Annotated in this window: 14 protein-coding genes; 7 read left to right on the top strand and 7 right to left on the bottom strand. The window is 68.0% G+C overall.

Features of this window, described 5'->3' with window-relative positions; all coding sequences use genetic code 11:
• Positions 1–35: 35 nt before the first annotated feature.
• Positions 36–3,086 carry a TonB-dependent receptor domain-containing protein gene (locus GGR47_RS09395; protein ID WP_147036862.1) on the bottom strand — a complete coding sequence of 1,017 codons (3,051 nt, stop codon included), beginning with the start codon at positions 3,084–3,086 and terminating at the stop codon, positions 36–38.
• Positions 3,087–3,452: 366 nt separating this feature from the next.
• Between GGR47_RS09395 and GGR47_RS09400 the strand changes: the two genes are divergently transcribed.
• The 5 genes from GGR47_RS09400 (at position 3,453) to GGR47_RS09420 (ending at position 9,437) form a co-directional block, all read left to right on the top strand.
• Entirely contained in the window at positions 3,453–4,235 is a 783-nt protein-coding gene (locus GGR47_RS09400; protein ID WP_147036865.1) for an enoyl-CoA hydratase-related protein, read from the top strand.
• A gap of 70 nt (positions 4,236–4,305) precedes the next feature.
• Entirely contained in the window at positions 4,306–5,799 is a 1,494-nt protein-coding gene (locus GGR47_RS09405) for an efflux transporter outer membrane subunit (protein ID WP_183949524.1), read from the top strand.
• Positions 5,799–7,187 carry an efflux RND transporter periplasmic adaptor subunit gene (locus GGR47_RS09410; protein WP_147036945.1) on the top strand — a complete coding sequence of 463 codons (1,389 nt, stop codon included), beginning with the start codon at positions 5,799–5,801 and terminating at the stop codon, positions 7,185–7,187. The genes GGR47_RS09405 and GGR47_RS09410 overlap by 1 nt, the downstream gene beginning before the upstream one ends.
• Positions 7,188–7,363: 176 nt before the next feature.
• Entirely contained in the window at positions 7,364–8,077 is a 714-nt protein-coding gene (locus tag GGR47_RS09415; RefSeq protein WP_017979713.1) for an ABC transporter ATP-binding protein, read from the top strand.
• Positions 8,078–8,231: 154 nt separating this feature from the next.
• Positions 8,232–9,437 (top strand): ABC transporter permease, encoded by a 1,206-nt coding sequence (locus GGR47_RS09420; RefSeq protein WP_147036944.1) that lies wholly within the window; start codon positions 8,232–8,234, stop codon positions 9,435–9,437.
• A gap of 255 nt (positions 9,438–9,692) precedes the next feature.
• Here the strand turns inward: GGR47_RS09420 and GGR47_RS09425 are convergent, their stop codons facing one another.
• The 6 genes from GGR47_RS09425 to GGR47_RS09450 form a co-directional block, all read right to left on the bottom strand.
• Positions 9,693–10,307 carry a nucleotidyltransferase family protein gene (locus GGR47_RS09425; RefSeq protein WP_147036943.1) on the bottom strand — a complete coding sequence of 205 codons (615 nt, stop codon included), beginning with the start codon at positions 10,305–10,307 and terminating at the stop codon, positions 9,693–9,695.
• A complete protein-coding gene (locus tag GGR47_RS09430) occupies positions 10,294–11,217 on the bottom strand; it encodes an XdhC family protein (RefSeq protein ID WP_147036942.1) in 924 nt (307 codons plus the stop codon). The genes GGR47_RS09425 and GGR47_RS09430 overlap by 14 nt, the downstream gene beginning before the upstream one ends.
• Positions 11,218–11,410: 193 nt before the next feature.
• Positions 11,411–13,615 carry a xanthine dehydrogenase family protein molybdopterin-binding subunit gene (locus tag GGR47_RS09435; protein ID WP_147036941.1) on the bottom strand — a complete coding sequence of 735 codons (2,205 nt, stop codon included), beginning with the start codon at positions 13,613–13,615 and terminating at the stop codon, positions 11,411–11,413.
• Between the two features lie 216 nt (positions 13,616–13,831).
• Positions 13,832–16,066 (bottom strand): xanthine dehydrogenase family protein molybdopterin-binding subunit, encoded by a 2,235-nt coding sequence (locus GGR47_RS09440; RefSeq protein ID WP_147036940.1) that lies wholly within the window; start codon positions 16,064–16,066, stop codon positions 13,832–13,834.
• A 3-nt stretch (positions 16,067–16,069) separates the two neighbouring features.
• On the bottom strand, positions 16,070–17,050 hold the full coding sequence (locus GGR47_RS09445; protein ID WP_147036939.1) for an FAD binding domain-containing protein: 981 nt from the start codon (positions 17,048–17,050) through the stop codon (positions 16,070–16,072).
• Entirely contained in the window at positions 17,047–17,595 is a 549-nt protein-coding gene (locus GGR47_RS09450) for a 2Fe-2S iron-sulfur cluster-binding protein (protein ID WP_082049304.1), read from the bottom strand. The genes GGR47_RS09445 and GGR47_RS09450 overlap by 4 nt, the downstream gene beginning before the upstream one ends.
• Positions 17,596–17,736: 141 nt before the next feature.
• Here GGR47_RS09450 and GGR47_RS09455 point away from each other — a divergent pair, with 141 nt between their 5' ends.
• Complete coding sequence (locus GGR47_RS09455; protein ID WP_244305212.1) at positions 17,737–18,756, top strand: glycerophosphodiester phosphodiesterase; 1,020 nt, start codon at positions 17,737–17,739, stop codon at positions 18,754–18,756.
• Complete coding sequence (locus tag GGR47_RS09460; RefSeq protein ID WP_063685986.1) at positions 18,757–19,044, top strand: hypothetical protein; 288 nt, start codon at positions 18,757–18,759, stop codon at positions 19,042–19,044.
• Positions 19,045–19,048 lie beyond the last annotated feature (4 nt).

Here is a 19,048-nt window from a genome sequence, read left to right on the forward strand (position 1 = left end):
AGACCCCGGGTTGCCCCGGAGCCTTCCGATACAGGTCAGAACTTGACGTTGACGTTCGCGAAGAACGACCGGCCGACATAATCATAGCCCGAATAGAGCGGGGCATTGCCGATGGTCGTGAACCCGATGGAGGTGATCCGCGGGGGCTTGGTGTCGAGCAGGTTCCGCACGCCGAAGGTGAACTGGTACTTCTTCTGCACGTTGAACTGCACCGACAGCTGGTGGAGAACGTAGCCGTCCGCTTCCAGGAAGTAATTGTCGCGATACTGCTGGACCAGCGCCGGATCGGTAATGCCGGTCAAATTGTCGAACGCGAAGTAATTGTACGTCTTGTTGTGGTCGCCGCCGATCCAGTCGAGCCCGTAGCGGACCGTCATTGGGCCGAAGGTATAGTTGGCGTCGAAGTTGCCGACCCATTCCGGCGAGGTGACGATGCCGTTGGCGTCGGTCAGGAATTCCTCGGGGAACAGGCGGGTCGACTGTTCGGTGTATTTGGTGACGTTCGCGTTGAAGACGAACTTGCCGCCGAACAGGTCGCGGGCGTAGCGACCGTTGAACTCATAGCCCTTCACGATGTTTTCGGACAGGTTCACGAAGCTGCTGGTGACGGTAAGCGCTTGGTTGGCGTCACGCTGCACGAAGCGACAGAACCCGGCGTTCGCATCGAAATTCGCGTTGCTGTAGCAGCGCGACAGGATCGTCGCACCGGACAGGTCCGACACACCATTGTCGACCTTGATGTCGAAATAGTCGAGCGACAGCGACAGCTGACCGACCGATTCCGGCAGACGCGGACGCAGCACCGCGCCGACCGTCCAGTTGGTCGAGGTTTCCGCGCTCAATCCCGCCTCTGCCCCGCCGACGCGGAACGAGGTGATGCTGTTGCGCTGTTCGAAGTCCGCCGGCAGGCCGATCGAGGCGCAGTTGCGCGCGGTAATCTGCTCGTTGGGCGACTGTTCCGCCGCCACCGGCAGCCCGCTGCACGGGTCCGAGTTGGTGGGCAGGAAGCCGCTGGTCGCGCCGAGGAACTGTTCGGCGAGCGCCGGCGCGCGGTAGGACGTGCCGTAGCTGCCGCGGAAGCCGAAGCCGCGGAACGGTTCCCACTCGGCCGAAACCTTGTAGGTCGTGCCCGAGCCGTAGGAGGCGTAATCGGTGTAGCGGCCCGATGCGGTAACGTTCAGGCGATAGGCGAAGGGCAGGTCCTGCAGCAGCGGCAGGAAGATTTCGCCGAACGCTTCCTTGACGTTGTCCTTGCCGACCGTCGGCGTCGCGGCGGTCAGGCCGTACAAGTTGCCATTGATCGAGTTGATGTCCGGCTGGTCGTTGATGCTCTGGCGGCGGTGCTCGACGCCCAAAGCCAGCTGCGCGTCGCCGCCCGGCAGCTTGAACAGCGGGCCGTCGATGTTGAAGGCATAAGTCGTCTCACGGAACGCCGTCGTGCCGCGGGTATTCGCCAAGATGTAGTTGCGGAAGTTCTGCGGCAGCTGGCCGCCGATCACCGCCGCGGTCAGCGCCGGTGCGGCGACGCACTGCGGATTGGACGCGGCGCTGACGCAGCTGAAGGTGCCGTCGGGGTTGGCGACGACGTTGAGCGAGTTGGCCAGGCGATCGATCAGGAACGACTGACCGGTGTAGACGCCATCGTTCCACGATTTGCCGACATAGGCATCATAGCGCCAGCCGGGGAAGAAGAAGTCGCCGCGGATGCCGCCCGAGGCACGGACGTAATCCACCGTCTGCGCGTCTTCGGTCAGGCCGAAGCCGATAAAGGCGCGCGCCGCGATGATCTGGCCGCTCGACGTGTTGGTTGGGTTGGCGAACGAGCCGTTGCGGATGTTTGCGGGCAATAGCGGGCTTCCGCGCAGATAGTCGAGCGAGAGCTGGCGATACAGCGGCGAGCCCGACTTGCGGCGGGTGCCGAGCAGTTCGCCGTAGAGTTCGGCGTTGCCCAGCGCTTCCAGCTTGTAGGTCGCCGACAGATAGCCCGTGTAGGTCTCGACACCGGTCACGAGCGGCACGCGCTGCATCGCCGGATCGAAGGTGTCGCGATCGTAGGCGCCGACGCCGAGGTAGCCCGGGAACGGCCCGGTGGTGACGCCTGGCGCGGGCACGAAGCGGTTGAAATTGCCGAGCACGCCGCTGGTCCGGCCGATCGCCTGGCGCGTCGGCAGGCCGAGTGTGTTGATCGTCGTGCCGCCGTTGGCGGTCGTGAAGCAGTTGCGCGGATCGCCGACCGGGAAGGGGTCGCCCGAGCCGAACGCCGACCCCTGGCCATCGAGGAAGCCGCCGATCGGGCAGTTGAAGAACGGCACGTCGCCGCGGGCGAGCGCGTTGCGCTTGCGATATTCGAGCGAGCCGATGATGCCGAGGCGATCGGTCTGCATGCCGAAGCTGGCGCTGGCGCGGCGATCGACGCCGGCGCCGACCGCGGGCACGTTGGTCTGCAGGTCGAGTTGCAGGCCGGTCAGCGCCTTGTCGGTGATGATGTTGACGACGCCCGCAACCGCGTCTGAGCCGTAGACCGACGAGGCGCCGGACTTCAGCACTTCGATCCGGTCGATGATCGCGGTCGGCAGCACGTTGAGGTCGGCGGCGACCACCGAACCGCGCGTGCCGCCCGGCGCCAGGCGGCGGCCGTTGAGCAGGATCAGCGTGCGGTTCGGGCCGAGGCCGCGCAGGCCGAGCGTGTTCGCGCCGGTGCCGCCGTCGGTGACGAAGCCGCCGTAGGTGTTGTTGATCTGCGACGTGCCCTGCGTGATCGCATTGCTCTGCAGCGCGTCGGCGGCGCTGGCGAAGCCGGCCTGCGTGATCTCGTCCTTGCCGATAACGGTGATCGGATCGGAGACGGAGAATTCGTCGCGGCGGATGCGCGACCCGGTGACGACGATGTCGCCGCCGCTCTGCGTGTTGCTGCCCGCGTCGGCGTTGGGCGACTGCGGGTTCTGCTGGTCGGTCGGGACCTGGGTGGGATCGGGGACCGGGCTGGTCTGGGTATCGGTGGCGGTGGTCTGCGCGAACGCAGGCAAAGCAGTAGCGAGGGCGAGCGGCAGGATCGCCGTCGCCGCATAGAGATGCGACAGTTTCACGAATTAACCCCTTTGGTCCCAGCCCCTTACGGAGCCTCTAGCGGCCATAAGATCGGTTCGCCGCATTCGGATCAAGCGACAAAATGACAGCATTATGAACGTTTCTTGGCATTGTGATATGTATGCAACATTGTCTTATTATGTTGCGCTGAGGTATTGGAAAACGTCGCGATGACGGTCCCTGGCGCATGAAAGGTCGGAATTGCTGACGGACGCTGACGCCTCTGGCATCGCGCATCGCATCATGGGCTGATCCGGGATCGGCCGAAGTCCCCTATGGCACCCGCTCCGCACTTCGCTATGTCTCGGGACGAGCGGCGGACGAACCGGTGAAATCGACGTCGCACGGGAGAGGAAGACGTGACCATGGCGTATGAGCATATTCTGGCCGAGCGGCAGGGCGCGGTGCTGGTGCTGACGCTCAACCGGCCCGATCGACTGAATGCGGCGCCGCCGGCGCTGTTCGACGAGCTGCGCGACGCGCTGGCGCGGCTGGATGGCGCGCGCGCGGTGCTGCTGGCGGGGGCGGGGCGGGCCTTTTGTTCGGGCGCGGACGTCGGCGGCGGCGCGCTGGGCGCCGACGATCCCGGCGAGGCGACCTATGCGGCGCTGACCGACCAGTACAACCCGACGATGCTCGCGATCGCCGATCTTGGCGTACCGGTGGTCAGCGCGGTGCGTGGACCGGCGGCGGGGATCGGGTGCAGCCTGGCGCTGGCCGCGGATTTCTGCGTGGCGAGCGAGACCGCCTATTTCCTGCAGGCGTTCGTCAATATCGGGCTGGTGCCGGACGGCGGCGCGTCGTGGATGCTGCCGCGGCTGATCGGGCGGGCGCGGGCGGCGGAGATGATGCTGCTCGGCGAGCGTGTGCCGGCGGCCAAGGCGCTCGATTGGGGCATGATCCACCGCGTCGTTGCCGACGAGGCGCTGGATGCCGAGGCGCTGGCGCTCGCGACTAGGCTGGCGGCCGGGCCGACGGTGGCGCTGGGCCTGATGCGGCGCGCTTTGGGCCGGGCGATGGAGAGCGACTATGCCGCGGCGCTGTCCGCCGAGGCGGATGCGCAACGCACCGCGCGCGGATCGGCGGACTCGACCGAGGGCGGCATGGCGTTCCTGCAAAAGCGCAAGCCGGCGTTCCAGGGGCGCTGATGACGCGGACGTGACATTTTGCGACATAAAAGCGCTGGACGCGATGCGGTGTGTTGATCACACAGGACGCATGGTTCGCCTGACCGCTTCCCCGTTCGCCGCTCCGGCGCTCGCCGCGCTGGCCCTGGCGGGCTGCACCGTCGGCCCCGATTATCGCGCGAAGACGCCCGCCGAGCTGGGCGTTCCCACCGCCTATTCGGTGCCGGCGCCGGCCAGTCCCGAGGATCTGACGCGCTGGTGGTCGAACTTCGACGACCCCGTGCTCGGCCAATTGGTCGAGCAGGCGCGCGGCGCCAACACCGATATCGCGCAGGCGATCGGGCGCCTGCGGCAGGCGCGCGAGGCGCTGGTGCAGAGCCGCGCGTCGCTGCTGCCGACGCTGTCCGGGTCGGCAGGCTACCAGCGCAACGAGAACCTTCGCGGCGGTGGCCGCTCGTTCACCCTGCCCGACGGCACCGTGGTCGACACGGGTGGCGGCGGCACCAACAGCTTCTCCGCTGGCCTGTCGGCAAGCTATCAGGTCGGCCTGTTCGGCGAGATCCGCCGGACGGTGGAGGCGAGCCGCGCGCAATATGAAGCGAGCGGGTTCGACTATGCGACCGTGCTGCTGAGCGTCGAAAGCGAGGTCGCGCGCAACTACGTGCTGGCGCGCGCCTATCAGGCGCAGCTCGCCAATGCGCGCGCCAGCCTGGCGATCCAGGACGACAATCTGGAGATTGCGGGGTTCCGCGTGCAGGCGGGCCTCGTTTCGTCGGTCGATGTCGAACAGGCGCGCAGCCAGCGGGCGCAGACCGCGGCGAGCGTGCCGCAGATCGAACAGCAATATGCCGCCGCCGTCGCGCGGCTGGGCGTGCTGACCGGGCAGGCGCCGGGCGCGCTGCGCAGCGCGCTCGCGGCGCCGCGTGCCATTCCGAAAGGGCCGGCGAGCGTCGGCGTCGGCATTCCCGCCGATGCGCTGCGCCGCCGCCCCGACGTGCGCAGTGCTGAGCGCACGCTGGCCGCCGCCACCGCGCGGATCGGCGTCGCCAAGGCCCAGTTGTACCCGGCGCTGGCGATCACCGGGAACATCAACAGCAACGCGACCAGCCTCACGGGGCTCGGCGACGCGATTACCGGCGGGCTGTTTGCAGGGCTGACGCAGGCGATCTTCAACGGCGGGCGGCTGCGTGCGCAGGTGCGCAGCAACGAAGCGGCGGCGGATACGGCCTTCGCCAATTACAAGGGCGTGGTGCTGCTGGCGCTTGAGGATATCGAGAATGCCATCGTCGCGCTGGATTCGGCGCGGCGGCGCGAGACGCAGTTCGCGATCGCCTATGATGCCGCCAACGCCTCGGCGATCCTGAGCCGCAGCCAGTATCGCACCGGGCTTACCGACTTCACGACGCTGAACCAGCAGGAAGCCGCGTTGCTTTCGGCGCAGAACGGCCTGACGCAGGCGCGGTCCGATCAGGCGACGGCGCTGATCGCGCTGTACGATGCGCTCGGCGGCGGCTGGGACCCCAGCGTCGTGCCGCAGGCGCCCGAGCGCGGCGCTACCCCCATTTTCGCAACGGAACCCCGCTGATGGCCGACGCACAGCTCGACGATTTCCTCGGCGTGAAGCCGGTGCCGGTGTGGCGCCGCTATCTGAAATGGGGGCTGGTCGCGATCGGCGTGGTGCTGCTCGCGCTGCTGCTGAAGAGCTGCTTCGGCGGCAAGGCGGAGGCGGGCTATGCGACGCAGGGCGTGGAGCGCGGCAACCTGACCGTTACCGTCTCCGCGACGGGCAAGCTTGCGCCGACCAACCAGGTGACGGTCGGCTCGCAGCTGTCGGGCCTCGTCACCAAGGTGGTGGTCGACGTCAACGATCGCGTTCGGGCTGGCCAGCCGCTTGCGCTGATCGACCCGCAACAGATCGACGACCAGATTCGCCAGCAGCGCGCGCAGATTGCCGCCAACCAGGCGCAGGTGAACCAGGCGCAGGCGACCGTCGCCGAAAGCCGCGCGCAGCTCGCCCGCCTCGAAGAGGTGTACAAGCTGTCGAACGGGCGCGTACCGTCGGGCACCGAACTCCAGTCCGGCCGCGCCGATTACCAGCGCGCGATCGCAGCGCTGAAGACCGCGCAGGCGAACGTCAGCGCTTCGCAGGCGTTGCTCGCGCAGAGCCAGACGCAGCGGCAGCGCGCGATCATTCGTTCGCCGGTCAACGGCGTGGTGCTCGCGCGCCAGATCGATCCGGGCGCGACCGTCGCCGCCTCGTTCAACACGCCGACGCTGTTCGTGATCGCCGAAGACCTGTCCCAGATGAAGCTGGAGGTCGCGATCGACGAGGCGGACGTCGGCGAGGTGAAGACCGGGCAGAAAGCGACCTTCACCGTCGACGCCTTCCCCGGCCGCACCTTCCCTGCGACGATCAGCCGCGTCGATCTGGGATCGAACCTGACGGTCAATTCGGCGAGCTCCACCGCGACGACGGCGACCGCCGCCTCGTCGAACCAGGTGGTGAGCTATGCCGCCGACCTGACAGTCGCCAACCCGTCGTTGCAGCTGCGCCCGGGCATGACCGCGACCGCGGATATCGTGACGTCGGACAAGCAGAACGTGCTGCTCGTCCCCAATGCGGCGCTGCGCTTCAAGCCGAGCGACGGCGCGTCGGCTGGCGGATCGAGCGGCGGCATCGCCGGATCGCTGACCTTCCGCCCGCGGCGCGACCGGCCGGAACGGACTGCAACGCTGGGCCGCGGTGCGACGCAGACGGTCTACGTCAAGGGCGCCGACGGCCAGCCGCAGCCGGTGCAGGTGACGACCGGCGACACCAACGGCACGATGACCGAGGTGCTGAGCGGCGACCTGAAGCCGGGGCAGCAGGTGATCACCGGCCAGCTGGCGGGCAATGGCGACAAAGCCGGCGGATCGCGGCGCGGTGGCGGTGCGGGCGGTGGCCGTCGCGGGGGCGGGGCCGGTGGGCAGTAACTCGCCACACCGTCACCCCGGACGTGTTCCGGGGTCCACCGGGCAGCGGGGGCAACGCTTGAGCCTCCAGCCATTCCCCTCGCCGCGGAGTGGACCCCGGACCGAGTCCGGGGTGACGGCGGAGTGGGGGCTGCGTTTCGCGACCCATTGCCCGGGATGGTATCGGGGAGCGGCCCATGGCTGACCCGCTCATCTCCCTCCGCAACGTCACCAAGGTCTATGGCACCGGCGCGACGCAGTTTCAGGCGTTGAAGGGTGTCGACCTCGACATCCAGGCGGGCGATTTCGTTGCGGTCATGGGGCCGTCGGGGTCGGGCAAGTCGACGACGATGAACATCCTCGGCTGCCTGGACGTGCCGTCGGGCGGGACCTTCCTGTTCCGCGGCCACCATGTCGAAACGCTGGATCGCGACCAGCGCGCGCTGCTGCGGCGGCGCTACCTGGGCTTCGTGTTCCAGGGGTTCAACCTCTTGAGCCGCACCAGCGCGCTGGAGAATGTCGAGCTGCCGCTGCTCTATCGCGGCGAGGACAAGAAGACGCGGCGCGAGCTGGGTATGGCGGCGCTGGAGAAGGTGGGGCTCGATCGCTGGTGGGATCATACGCCCGCGGAACTGTCGGGCGGCCAGCAGCAGCGCGTCGCCATCGCGCGGGCGATCGTGACGCAGCCCGACGTGCTGCTCGCCGACGAACCGACGGGAAACCTCGACAGCGAACGATCGGTCGAGATCATGGAATTGCTGACCGACCTCAATCGTACCGCCAACATCACCGTGCTGATGGTGACGCACGAACCCGACATGGCGGCGTTCGCGCGGACGGTCGTCCACTTCAAGGACGGGCTGGTCGAGCGGATCGAGGCGCAGCACCGACAGGGCGAGGCGGTGGCATGACGGTCCCTCTCCCATCGGGAGAGGGAGGGAGCCGGCCGGAGGTCGGCGGAAGGGTGAGGGCGCTTGGGCGCAGGCGTCACGCTCCCACCCTCACCCCGCGCCGCCGACGGCGGCTTGCCCCTCTCCTGACGGGAGAGGGGAAGAAGGATCATCAATGCTAGGCACCACCTTCATCCTCGCGATCCGGTCGATCCGGCGGCATCTGCTGCGCTCGTTTCTGACCATCCTGGGCATCGTGATCGGTGTCGGCGCGGTCGTCACGATGGTGACGCTGGGCAAGGCGACGACGGCCGCGGTGCAGCAGCAGATCAGCGCGCTGGGCAGCAACGTGTTGCAGGTGCGGCCCGGCCAGGGCTTCGGCCGGGGTGGCGGCGGTCCGCCGCCGCCGCCGTTCAAGGTGCCCGATGCGGACGCGATCGCGACGCAGATCGCCGGCGTCACCGCAGTCGCACCGCAGACCAACGCCAGCGCCACCGCCATTTACGAAGGCGCGAACTGGTCCACCACGATCAACGGCACCACGCTGGCGTTCAACACGGTGCAGCCGTGGCCGCTGGCATCGGGGCGTTATTGGACGCGGGCGGAGCAGGAGGCGGGCAAGGCGGTGTGCCTGATCGGCAATACCGTGCGCAAAAACCTGTTCCCGTCCGGTAATGCGGTGGGCACGCGCATCCGGCTGGGCAATGTCAGCTGCGACGTCATCGGCGTGCTGACGACGCGCGGGCAGGGTGGCTTCGGCGATCAGGACGACGTGGTCGTCATGCCGATCAAGACGGTGCAGCGCCGCTTCGTCGGCAACGACGATGTGCGCGTGATGCTGGTCGGCGTCGATCCGGCCTATTCCAGTGCGACCGTGCAATCGTCGATCACCGCGCTGCTGCGCGAGCGCCGCCACCTGACCGGCGCGCGGCCGGACGATTTCAACATCTTCGACACCAAGCAGATTTCGGACACATTGACGGGCACGACGACCTTGCTGACCCGCATCGTAGCAGCGGTGGCGGCGATCAGCCTGGTCGTCGGCGGGATCGGCATCATGAACATCATGCTGGTGTCGGTGACCGAGCGCACGCGCGAAATCGGCATACGCCTGGCGATCGGCGCGGTGGCGCGCGAGGTGCTGCTGCAATTTCTGGTCGAGGCGGTGGCGTTGTCGTGCCTGGGCGGGATCGTCGGACTGATCATCGCGCAGGGCGTGATCCTGGCGCTGGTGCCGCTGATGCAGGTGCCCTGGACGTTCGATCCGCAGATCAACCTGATCGCGTTCGGCATATCCGCGGTGATCGGCGTGGTGTTCGGCTACTTCCCGGCGCGGCGCGCGGCGGCGCTGAACCCGATCGACGCGCTGCGCCACGAATGACGCGCGCGGCAACATGGACAAGATGAACGCCTGAATGGGTTGGGATGGGTTGCGTCCGACGCCGTCGCGGGGGCGAACCCGTCAACCTTCGTCATTCCCGCCTCCGCGGGAATGACGACTGGGTGAGGGGCGGGGAGCTACGCCGCTGAGTGTATCGTCACCCCGGACTTGATCCGGGGTCCCGCTATTTCCAGGTGTCGAAGAAGAAGCGGGACGCCGGGTCGAGCCCGGGGTGACGGGGAAGGTGCGGGTGCCTTACGGCCGTCGTAGGCGCGTGTAGGTTTCGGGGGCACCGACCAGCGCGCGGAGCCGTTCCAGTTCTTCGGGGGTATCGACGTCGATCAGTTCGGCAGGCGTCGTGACGACATGCTTGCCGCCGCGGACCATATCGCGGGCGCCCTGATCGCCCTCCAGAGCGAGGAGCGCGTCGAAGCGGTTGCGGCCGAAGACGGCGGGGGGCTTGGGGCTGATGCCGTCGCTGGAGGCGACGACGGCGTCGGGCCCGTCCGCGGCCTCGAGCAGATGCCAGATGTGCGTGGCGGTGACGCGCGGCATGTCGGCGAGCGCCACGACCACCGCCTGCGCGCCATGCGCCCGCGCGCAGTCGACGCCGAGCGCGACCGATCGACCCAGCCCAAGTGCGGGATCGTCGTTCCGCACGGTCGTATAGCCGTGCGCGGCATAATCGCATTGCGCCTTGCCGACGACGGCGACGCGTTCGCGGAACGGCATATCTTCGAGCGCGACCGCGACGTGCAGGCCAAGCGCGCGGCCGAGGAAGGGTTCGTCGAGCTTGCTGCCAAGGTCACCCATCCGCTGCGAACGACCGGCGGCGAGCAGCACAAGCACGCAGTCTTCAGCGGCGATCATGGAACGCCCCCACCATCGCCGCGGCGATCGACAGTGCGATTTCCGACGGGCCGATCGCGCCGATATCGATGCCGACGGGCGCGTCGATCCGGTCGATCTGCGCCGTGCTGAGCCCCTCCGCGGCCAGCCGTTCGCGGCGGGCGGCATGGCTGCGGCGGCTGCCGAGCGCGCCGACGTACGGCGCGTCGGTGGCGAGCGCGGCGATCAGCGCGGGATCGTCGATCTTGATGTCGTGGCTCAAGGTGACGACGGCGGTGGCGGGGCCGGGTTTCAGCGCGGCGATCGCCTCGTCGGGCCAGCGGTCGTCCAGCGTTACACCGGGAAAGCGCTCTTCGGTGAGGAAGCGCGCGCGCGGGTCGATCACGGTCGTCGCGATGCCGAGCGTCGTCGCCAGCGCGGCAAGGCTCTGCGCGATCTGCACCGCGCCGACGATCAGCAGGCGGCGCGGGGGATCGTAGCGGTTGACGAACACTTCGCCGGTTTCCTGCGGCCTGAGATCGCTGTGGCCGGTGGCGAGGTCGGTGGTGACGGTCAGCGCCTCACCGCGGTCGCGCGCGTCGGCGATGCGATCGAACAATTCGGGGTCGAAGCCGGCGGCGGAGACGGGCTGCACCATCACCGCGATCTCGCCGCCGCAGGGCAGGCCGACTTCCCAGGCTGCGGCATCGGCGACGCCGTAGCGCTTCAGCTGGAAGGGCGCGCCGGCGATGACGTCGGCGGCGGTCTGCAAAATGTCGCTTTCGACGCAGCCGCCCGACACCGATCCTTCGAACCGGCCGTCGCCATGGACGAGCATATGGCTGCCCTTGGGCCGCGGCGCGCTACCCCAGGTGGAAACCACGGTGGCGAGGGCAAGCGGTTCGCCTTTCCATTCGCGCGCGGCGGCGAGGACGCTGTCGTTTTCGGCCATGGTGTTGCGGTTCCTGCCTAGCGGTGATCGTGAGAGGTAAGGTTCATAGAAAGGCGCTTGCCACCTTCACTTCGTCACCCCGGACGTGTTCCGGGGTGACGGTGTGTGTTGGGCGGCTGGCAGTGGCAGGGCGGCGGCGTTTTCGGCCATATCATCTTTCCTTCAGTCCTCCCTCGCGTCAGCGGGGGAGGAGTTAGAGGGGTGGCAACCCCGGCAGCAGCGTGTCCAGCGTCACGGGGACGTCGCGCACCCGCACGCCGGTCGCGTTGTAGATGGCGTTGACCACCGCCGCGCCGGCGCCAGAAATGCCGAGTTCGCCGACGCCCTTCGCGCCCGCCGGGTTGGCGCTGTCGTCGATCTCCTCGACGAAATGCACCTCGATCTGCGGCACGTCGGCGTTCACCGCGACGTGATATTCGCCGAAGTCCGGGTTGACGAAATGGCCCGAGCGCGGGTCGACGACCGCCTCTTCGCTGAGCGCATAGGCGATGCCCCACACCATGCCGCCGATCAGCTGGTTCGCGGCAGTCTTGGCGTTGAGCACGCGGCCGACGTCGAACACGCCGAGCATGCGGCGCACGCGCACCTCACCGGTGATCGCATTGACCGCGACCTCAACGAAATGCGCGCCATGGCTCGCCTGGCTGGTGCGCTGGCTTTCCTTGCCGGGGGCGGTCTTGCCGCGGGCGACGATCGGCTCCCCGCGCAGCAGGTCGGGCAGCGCGACGCTGCGGCCGCCGGCAGTGACGCAGCCGTCCTTCAGCGTCAGGTCTTCGGGCGCGGCGTTCATGCGGCGGGCGAGGTCGCTGAGGATATCCTCGCAGGCGAGCGCCGCCGCGGCACAGGCGCTGCCCGCGCCGAACGATCCGCCCGAGCCGGCGCTGGGCGGCAGGTCGCTGTCGCCCAGGCGTACCTCGACCGCGGCGACGGGCAGGCCGAGCATCTCGCCGACGGTCTGCGCGAGGATGGTGTAGGTGCCGGTGCCGATGTCGGTCATGTCGCAGGCGACGACCGCGCGGCCGTTCGCCTCCAGCCGCACTTCGGCTTCGGCCTTGACGGTGAAGTTGCCGCGTAGCGCCGCGGCCATGCCATGGCCGATCAGCCATTCGCCCTCACGGCGCGCGCCGGGCGTGCGGTTGCGAGCTTCCCAGCCGAAGCGGCGCGCACCCTCGTCATAGCAATCGAGCAGGCGGCGGGTGGAGAAGGGCTTGCCGCTGACCGGGTCGACGTCGGGTTCGTTGATCCGGCGCAGCTCGACCGGGTCCAGCCCCAGCCGTTCGGCAAGCTCGTCCATCGCGCATTCGACGGCGAAGGTGCCGATCGCCTCGCCCGGTGCGCGCACCGCGCCGGTGGCGGGCAGGTCGAGCCGGACGAGGTCGGTGCGGAAGCGCCGGTTTGCGCCGCCGTACAGCGGCAGCGAGCCGAACGGGATGGGTTCGAGGAATCGCGCGTCGTCGTTCTGCGCGGCGACGCCTTCGTGGGCGAAGGCGGTAATGCGGCCATCCTGCGTGGCGGCGATCCGCATGCGCTGCGTCGTCGCCGAGCGGTGGTGGACCAGATAGGCGGTCAGCGCGCGGGGGAGCGCGACCTTGACCGGACGACCGGTCTTTTGTGCGGCGATGGCGGCGAGGATCACCTCCGGCCCGACGCCGGTCTTGCCGCCGAAGCCGCCGCCGACGAAGGGGGCGAGGACGCGGACCTTGTCCGTATCGAGGCCCAGCGCTTTCGCGATGGTGGTGCGCGCGGCGCCGATCACCTGATTGCTGGTGCGGACGGTGAGCGTGCCATCCTGCCACCAGACGGTGCTGGCATGCGGTTCGAGCGCGGCGGGAAAATGGACGGGGGTGGTGTAGGCGAGGTCGACCGTCACCGGCGCCTCGGCCAGCGCGGCGTCGAGGTCGCCCTTGTCGATCGCGGGCAGGAAGCCGAGGTCGTGGTCTTGCTCGACCGGCTGCTCCGCCATGGCGAGGCGGGCGGGGGCCTCTTCCACAGATACGACGACGCGGCTGGCGGCGTCGCGCGCGATCGCCTGATCCTCGGCGACGACGATCGCGACGGGCTGGCCGTAATGGAAGATCGTGTCGGTGCCGCTGTGCGCGGCGCCTTGCGAATTGCTGCCGCCGGTGACCATGCGCGGGTCGTCGTGGATGACCGCGACGACGCCGGGCATCGCCTCTGCCGCCGACGCGTCGATGCCCGTTACGCGACCGCGCGGCACCGGCGCGCCGACGATCGCGGCATAGAGCGTGCCGTCGGGCGCGTCCTCATAGGCGTAGGTGGCGGTGCCGCTGACCTTCGCTGGCCCCTCGATCCGCGCGATCGGCGCGCCGAGCACACCCTGCTGCCCATGCGCCAGCCCGTGTGGGCGATACGCGCGGTCCATCGTCATCTCGTTCATACAGGCTTCTGATCCTTGCCCGGGACCGGGTGAGGGCGAGTGTAAGGTGTTGGGCGGGTAGGGGAAAGGGTAGCCCTTTCATACTTCGTCACCCCTCCCGTCATTCCCGCGAAGGCGGGAATCCATAACCTCTGACAATCGCGAAAGAGGCGCGACGGTAGCGCGTCTGGATTCCCGCCTTCGCGGGAATGACGGTTGGGGTTCGGGGCGGCGGAATCACACCGCCGGCAGGCCCTCCAGCAATTTATCGAGCGTCACCGGGAAGTCGCGGACGCGCACGCCGGTGGCGTTGTAGATCGCATTGCCCACCGCGCCCGCCGCGCCGCAGATACCGAGTTCGCCGATGCCCTTCGCGTGGAGCGGGTTCGCCTGGATGTCGCGTTCGGGCAGGAATTCGACCTCCAGCTGCGGCACGTCGGCATTCACGGGGACGTGATATTCGCCGAGGTCGCGGTTGACGATCTTGCCGTTGCGCGGATCGTGGACCAGCTCTTCCGACAGCGCGCAGCCGATGCCGAAGGTCATGCCACCCAGGCATTGCGAGCGCGCGGTCTTGGCGTTGAGGATGCGGCCCGCGGTGAAGACGCCGAGCATCCGCTTGACGCGCACCTCGCCCGTCACCGCATGGACCGCGACCTCGCAGAAATGCGCGCCGTAGCTCGCCTGGTTGAAGGTCTTTTCCTGGCGGCCCGGGCTGACTTCGCCGGTCGCCTCGATGCCGTCGCCGACCAGCTGCGCGAGCGGCACGCTGCGATTGTCAGCGATGACGCGACCGTCCTTCAGCGTCATCGCGTCTTCGGCGACGCCCATCGCCTTGGCGATCTTGGCGCGCAACGCCTCGCAGGCGAGATAGACCGACGTGCCGGACGATCCCGCGCCCCACGACCCGCCCGACCCCGCGCCCGGCGGTGCATCGGTATCGCCGAGGTGGACGCTGACGTCCTCGATGGGCAGGCCGAGGATCTCGGCGGTGATCTGGCCCAGGATCGTGTAAGTGCCGGTGCCGATGTCGGTCATGTCGGTTTCGACATGCGCCTTGCCCTGCCCGTCGATCGAGACCTTGGCGGCGGACTTCATCAGCATGTTCGACCGCGCGGCGGAGGCGACGCCCATGCCGTACAGCCAGTCGCCGCGCCGATCGGTGCCGGCGGGCTTGCGGCTCGACCAGCCGAATGCTTCCGCACCCCGCTCCAGACAGGGGATCAGCGAGCGGGAGGAATAGGGGATGTTCTTTTCCGGATCCTTTTCGGGCTCGTTGCGGCGGCGCAATTCAATGGGGTCGATGCCCATCTTTTCCGCCAGTTCGTCGATCGCGCCCTCCAGCGCGATCAGGCCGACCGCCTCGCCCGGCGCGCGCATCGACCCCGCCAGCATCCAGTCGAGCCGGACGATGTCGTGCGTGATCCGCCGGTTGTCACCGGCATAGAGGAAGTGCGTCGCCATGCCGGTGGGTTCGAAGAAGTCCTCGCCCGGCAGGTTGCTGACCAGCGTCTCGTGGCCGATCGCGGTGAGCTTGCCGTCGGCGGTCGCGCCCAGCCGCATCCGCTGTTCGGTGTTCGAGCGGCGCACGGTCGCATCGAACACCTGCTGGCGCGCCATCACCGCCTTCACCGGGCGGTTCAGCCGCTTGGCGGCGATCGCCGCCGCGACGCTTTCGGGGGCGATGCCGAGCTTCGAGCCGAAGCCGCCGCCGACATAGGCCGCGACGATCCGCACCTTGTCCGCCGACACGCCCAAAGCCTTGGCGAGCTGCTGCTTGTCGGACGAGGGCATCTGGTAGGCGCCGTACAGCGTCAGCGCGCCGTCTTCCCACACCGCCAGGCTGGCATGCGGTTCCATCGCGGCGGAATTCTGCGAGGGCGTCGTGTAGGTGACGTCGACGGTGAAGGCGGCGTCGGCCATGGCCTGGTCGATATCGCCCTGATCGTGGTGCGGCGGGATCTGCTGCGGCTTGGGCTCTTCCGCCTCGCTCTTGTGCGCCTCGAAATCGTAGCGGCCTTCCGCGGCGTCATATTGCACATCGACGTGCAAGGCGGCGTCGCGTGCGGCCTCATAGCTTTCGGCGATGACGATCGCGATGATCTCGCCGTGATAGGCGACATCCTCGACGCCCTGCGTCGGCGCGGTCGTCTCGCCGCCCTGCTGGGGATTACGGATGAAGCTGGCGTAGTCGGTGATGACGTCGATCACGCCGGGCAGCGCCTTGGCGCGGCTTGCGTCGAGCGACGTGATCTTGCCCGCACCCACCGTCGCGCGGACGAGATAGCCGTACGCGACGTTGTCGAGCGCATATTCCGCCGCATAGGTCGCCTTGCCCGACACCTTCTTTGGGCCGTCGATCCGGTCGATCGGCTTGCCGATCACGTCCTGCGACGAGGTGTCGAGCAAGCTGTCGGGATGGCTTGCATTCATGGTGAGCGAATTGGTGTCGCCCTTGCCGAAACCGAACATGCCTTATTCTCCCGTCAGGTCGCGAAGCGTGGCGACGAGCACCCGGCGCGTCAGCGGGATCTTGAAGTCGTTCGAGCCATAGCCCTTGGCATCCGCCAGCAGCGCATCGGCGGCGGCGTTGAACGCGACGTCGGACGGCGCCTGGCCGATCAGCGCGGCCTCCACCGCCGGGTTGCGCCACGGCATCGGGCCGAGGCCGCCGAAGGCGAGCGATGCAGACGCGATCTTGCCGTCCTCCACACTCACCACGCCGGCAATCGACACGATCGCAAAGGCATAAGACGCGCGGTCGCGCACCTTGCGGTAGACCTGCTTGCCCTTGGGCGGCGCAGGCAGTTCGATGTGGGTGATCAGTTCGCCCGTCTCCAGCACCGTCTCGATGTTCGGTGTGTCGCCGGGCAGGCGGTAGAAATCGTGGATGGAGATACGGCGCTTGTCGCCGTCGGGGCGCTGCGTGATGATCGTCGCATCGAGCGCGCGCATCGCAACCGCCATGTCGCTGGGGTGCGTCGCGATGCACTGCTCCGACGTACCGAGCACGGCGAGGATGCGGTTGAACCCGCCGATCGCCGAACAGCCGGTGCCGGGCTCGCGCTTGTTGCACGGCATGGCGGTGTCGTAGAAATAGTAGCAACGCGTCCGCTGCAGCAGGTTGCCGCCCGTGGACGCCTTGTTGCGCAACTGGCCGCTGGCCCCGGCGAGCAGGGCGCGGCTCAGCACTTCGTACTTGGCGATGACGCGGGGGTCGGCGGCGAGGTCCGAATTGGGCACGAGCGCGCCGATCGTCAGGCCGCCGTCCTCGCGCTCTTCGATCTCGCCCAAGGGCAGTCGGCTGATATCGACCAGCTTTTCGGGCGTTTCGATCTGCAGCTTCATCAGGTCGAGCAGATTGGTGCCGCCCGCGATAAACTTGGCGCCGGAGCTGTGCGCGTCGCGCACCGCGGCATCGGCGCTGTCCGCCTTGGCATAGGTGAAGGTCTTCATGCCTCTGCCTCCGCCTTGGTGTTGCTATGGCGCAGCGCGACATCGACCGTGCCGTTCGCCTCCGCCACTTCGCGGATCGCATCGACGATGTTGGGATAGGCGGCGCAGCGGCACAGATTGCCGCTCATCCGTTCGGAGATTTCGCCATCGTCGAAGCGCGGCGCGTCGAGGTCGCCGGTGACGTGGCTGGGCCAGCCTTTCTTCACCTCGTCCATCATGCCGACCGCGGAACAGATCTGGCCCGGCGTGCAATAGCCGCACTGATAGCCGTCGTGGCGGACGAAGGCGGCCTGGAGCGGGTGGAGGTCGTCGGGCGTGCCGAGGCCCTCGATCGTCACGATCTCATCGTCCTGGTGCATCACCGCGAGGCTGAGGCAGCTGTTGATGCGGCGGCCGTTGACCAGCATCGTACATGCACCGCACTGGCCGTGATCGCAGCCCTTCTTGCTGCCCGTCAGCCCCAGATGCTCGCGACACAGGTCGAGCAGCGAGGTGCGGATATCGGGCTCCGCCTGATAGGACTGCCCGTTGATCGTGAAGTGCATGGAAACCCTCGCAGTTCGGGGGTGTCGCACCCCTGTCAGATTAGGGCCGTAACGCTCTGGGTCATGATGGTTTCCGCTTTGCGAATCGCTCTCACCGGGATGCTGCTGGCATCCGTTCCCGCAACCGGGCAGGATAGTCCCATGACGCATGCTCCCCTGTCGTCGCCGCCCCTGTCGCCCCCAATCGTGATCGCGCACCGGGGGGCAAGCGGATCGCGCCCCGAACATACGCTGGCCTCGTACGAGCTGGCGATCGAGCAGGGCGCTGATTTCATCGAGCCCGACCTAGTGCCGACCAAGGACAATGTGCTGGTCGCGCGCCACGAAAATGCGATCGGTGGCACCACCGACGTCGCGCAGCATCCCGAATTCGCCAGCCGCAAGACAACCAAGACGATCGACGGCCAGACGCTGACCGACTGGTTTACCGAGGATTTCACGCTCGCCGAATTGAAGACGCTGCGCGCGAAGGAGCGCCTGCCGCAGCTGCGCCCCGGCAATGCCGCCTATGACGGCAAATATCAGGTGCCGACGCTTGCCGAGATCATCGACCTCGCCAAGCGCCGGTCGAAGGAATTGGGGCGGACGATCGGCATCTATCCCGAAACCAAGCATCCGACCTATTTCGCCAGCATCGGCCACCCGACCGACGTCCTGCTGGTCGAACAGTTGCGCAAGGCGGGGTGGCAAGACGCCAGCGCGCCGGTGTTCATCCAGTCGTTCGAGGTCAAGAACCTGCAACGCATCCACGCGATGACCGGCATCCGCCTGATCCAGCTCGTCGCGGGCGAGGGGGCGCCGGCAGATGGCGCCGCGCCCTCCTATGCCGCGATGCTGACGTCCGCGGGGCTGAAGCAAATCGCGACCTATGCCTTCGGCATCGGTCCCGACAAGGCGCAGCTGTGGACGGACAAGACGGCGACCATGCCCTCCACGCTCGTCGCCGATGCGCATGCCGCGGGCGTCCGCGTCCACCCCTGGACGTACCGCGCCGAAAACGCCTTCCTGCCGCCGCGCTTCCAGCGGGGGACGGACAAGGCCGCGCATGGCGATATCGCGGGCGAAATCACGGCGGGGCTGGCGCAGGGGATCGACGGATTCTTCACGGATTATCCGCTAATTGGCGTAGAGACCCTTCGGTCGGCCAAGGATCATCCGTAAATGCGTATCGCCCCTGTTTCCTGCGTTGTTCTGATACCCTTAGCGCTCGCCACCACCGGCTGCGTCAGCACCGCCGCCACGATCGTGAAGGCGCCGTTCAAGGTCGCCGGCAAGGCGATCGACTGGACGACGACCAGCCAGGACGAGGCCGACCGCAATTACGGCCGCAAGATGCGCAAGCAGGAAGCAAAAGAGGGGCGCGAACGCCGCAAGGCCGCGGAGCAATGCCGCAAGCATCCCGACGATCAGGATGCTTGCCGCTATTCCGGGTATCGCGCGGGGTATTGAGGGG

The sequence above is a fragment of the Sphingomonas aquatilis genome (assembly GCF_014196115.1).
Classification (GTDB): domain Bacteria; phylum Pseudomonadota; class Alphaproteobacteria; order Sphingomonadales; family Sphingomonadaceae; genus Sphingomonas; species Sphingomonas aquatilis.

What these genes read in the sequence shown, in the direction of transcription:
- GGR47_RS09400 (WP_147036865.1), top strand. Translation starts at nt 3,453, where the DNA reads ATGGCGTATGAGCATATTCTGGCCGAGCGGCAGGGCGCGGTGCTGGTG.
- GGR47_RS09405 (WP_183949524.1), top strand. Translation starts at nt 4,306, where the DNA reads ATGGTTCGCCTGACCGCTTCCCCGTTCGCCGCTCCGGCGCTCGCCGCG.
- GGR47_RS09410 (WP_147036945.1), top strand. Translation starts at nt 5,799, where the DNA reads ATGGCCGACGCACAGCTCGACGATTTCCTCGGCGTGAAGCCGGTGCCG.
- GGR47_RS09415 (WP_017979713.1), top strand. Translation starts at nt 7,364, where the DNA reads ATGGCTGACCCGCTCATCTCCCTCCGCAACGTCACCAAGGTCTATGGC.
- GGR47_RS09420 (WP_147036944.1), top strand. Translation starts at nt 8,232, where the DNA reads ATGCTAGGCACCACCTTCATCCTCGCGATCCGGTCGATCCGGCGGCAT.
- GGR47_RS09425 (WP_147036943.1), bottom strand. Translation starts at nt 10,307, where the DNA reads ATGATCGCCGCTGAAGACTGCGTGCTTGTGCTGCTCGCCGCCGGTCGT.
- GGR47_RS09430 (WP_147036942.1), bottom strand. Translation starts at nt 11,217, where the DNA reads ATGGCCGAAAACGACAGCGTCCTCGCCGCCGCGCGCGAATGGAAAGGC.
- GGR47_RS09435 (WP_147036941.1), bottom strand. Translation starts at nt 13,615, where the DNA reads ATGAACGAGATGACGATGGACCGCGCGTATCGCCCACACGGGCTGGCG.
- GGR47_RS09440 (WP_147036940.1), bottom strand. Translation starts at nt 16,066, where the DNA reads ATGTTCGGTTTCGGCAAGGGCGACACCAATTCGCTCACCATGAATGCA.
- GGR47_RS09445 (WP_147036939.1), bottom strand. Translation starts at nt 17,050, where the DNA reads ATGAAGACCTTCACCTATGCCAAGGCGGACAGCGCCGATGCCGCGGTG.
- GGR47_RS09450 (WP_082049304.1), bottom strand. Translation starts at nt 17,595, where the DNA reads ATGCACTTCACGATCAACGGGCAGTCCTATCAGGCGGAGCCCGATATC.
- GGR47_RS09455 (WP_244305212.1), top strand. Translation starts at nt 17,737, where the DNA reads ATGACGCATGCTCCCCTGTCGTCGCCGCCCCTGTCGCCCCCAATCGTG.
- GGR47_RS09460 (WP_063685986.1), top strand. Translation starts at nt 18,757, where the DNA reads ATGCGTATCGCCCCTGTTTCCTGCGTTGTTCTGATACCCTTAGCGCTC.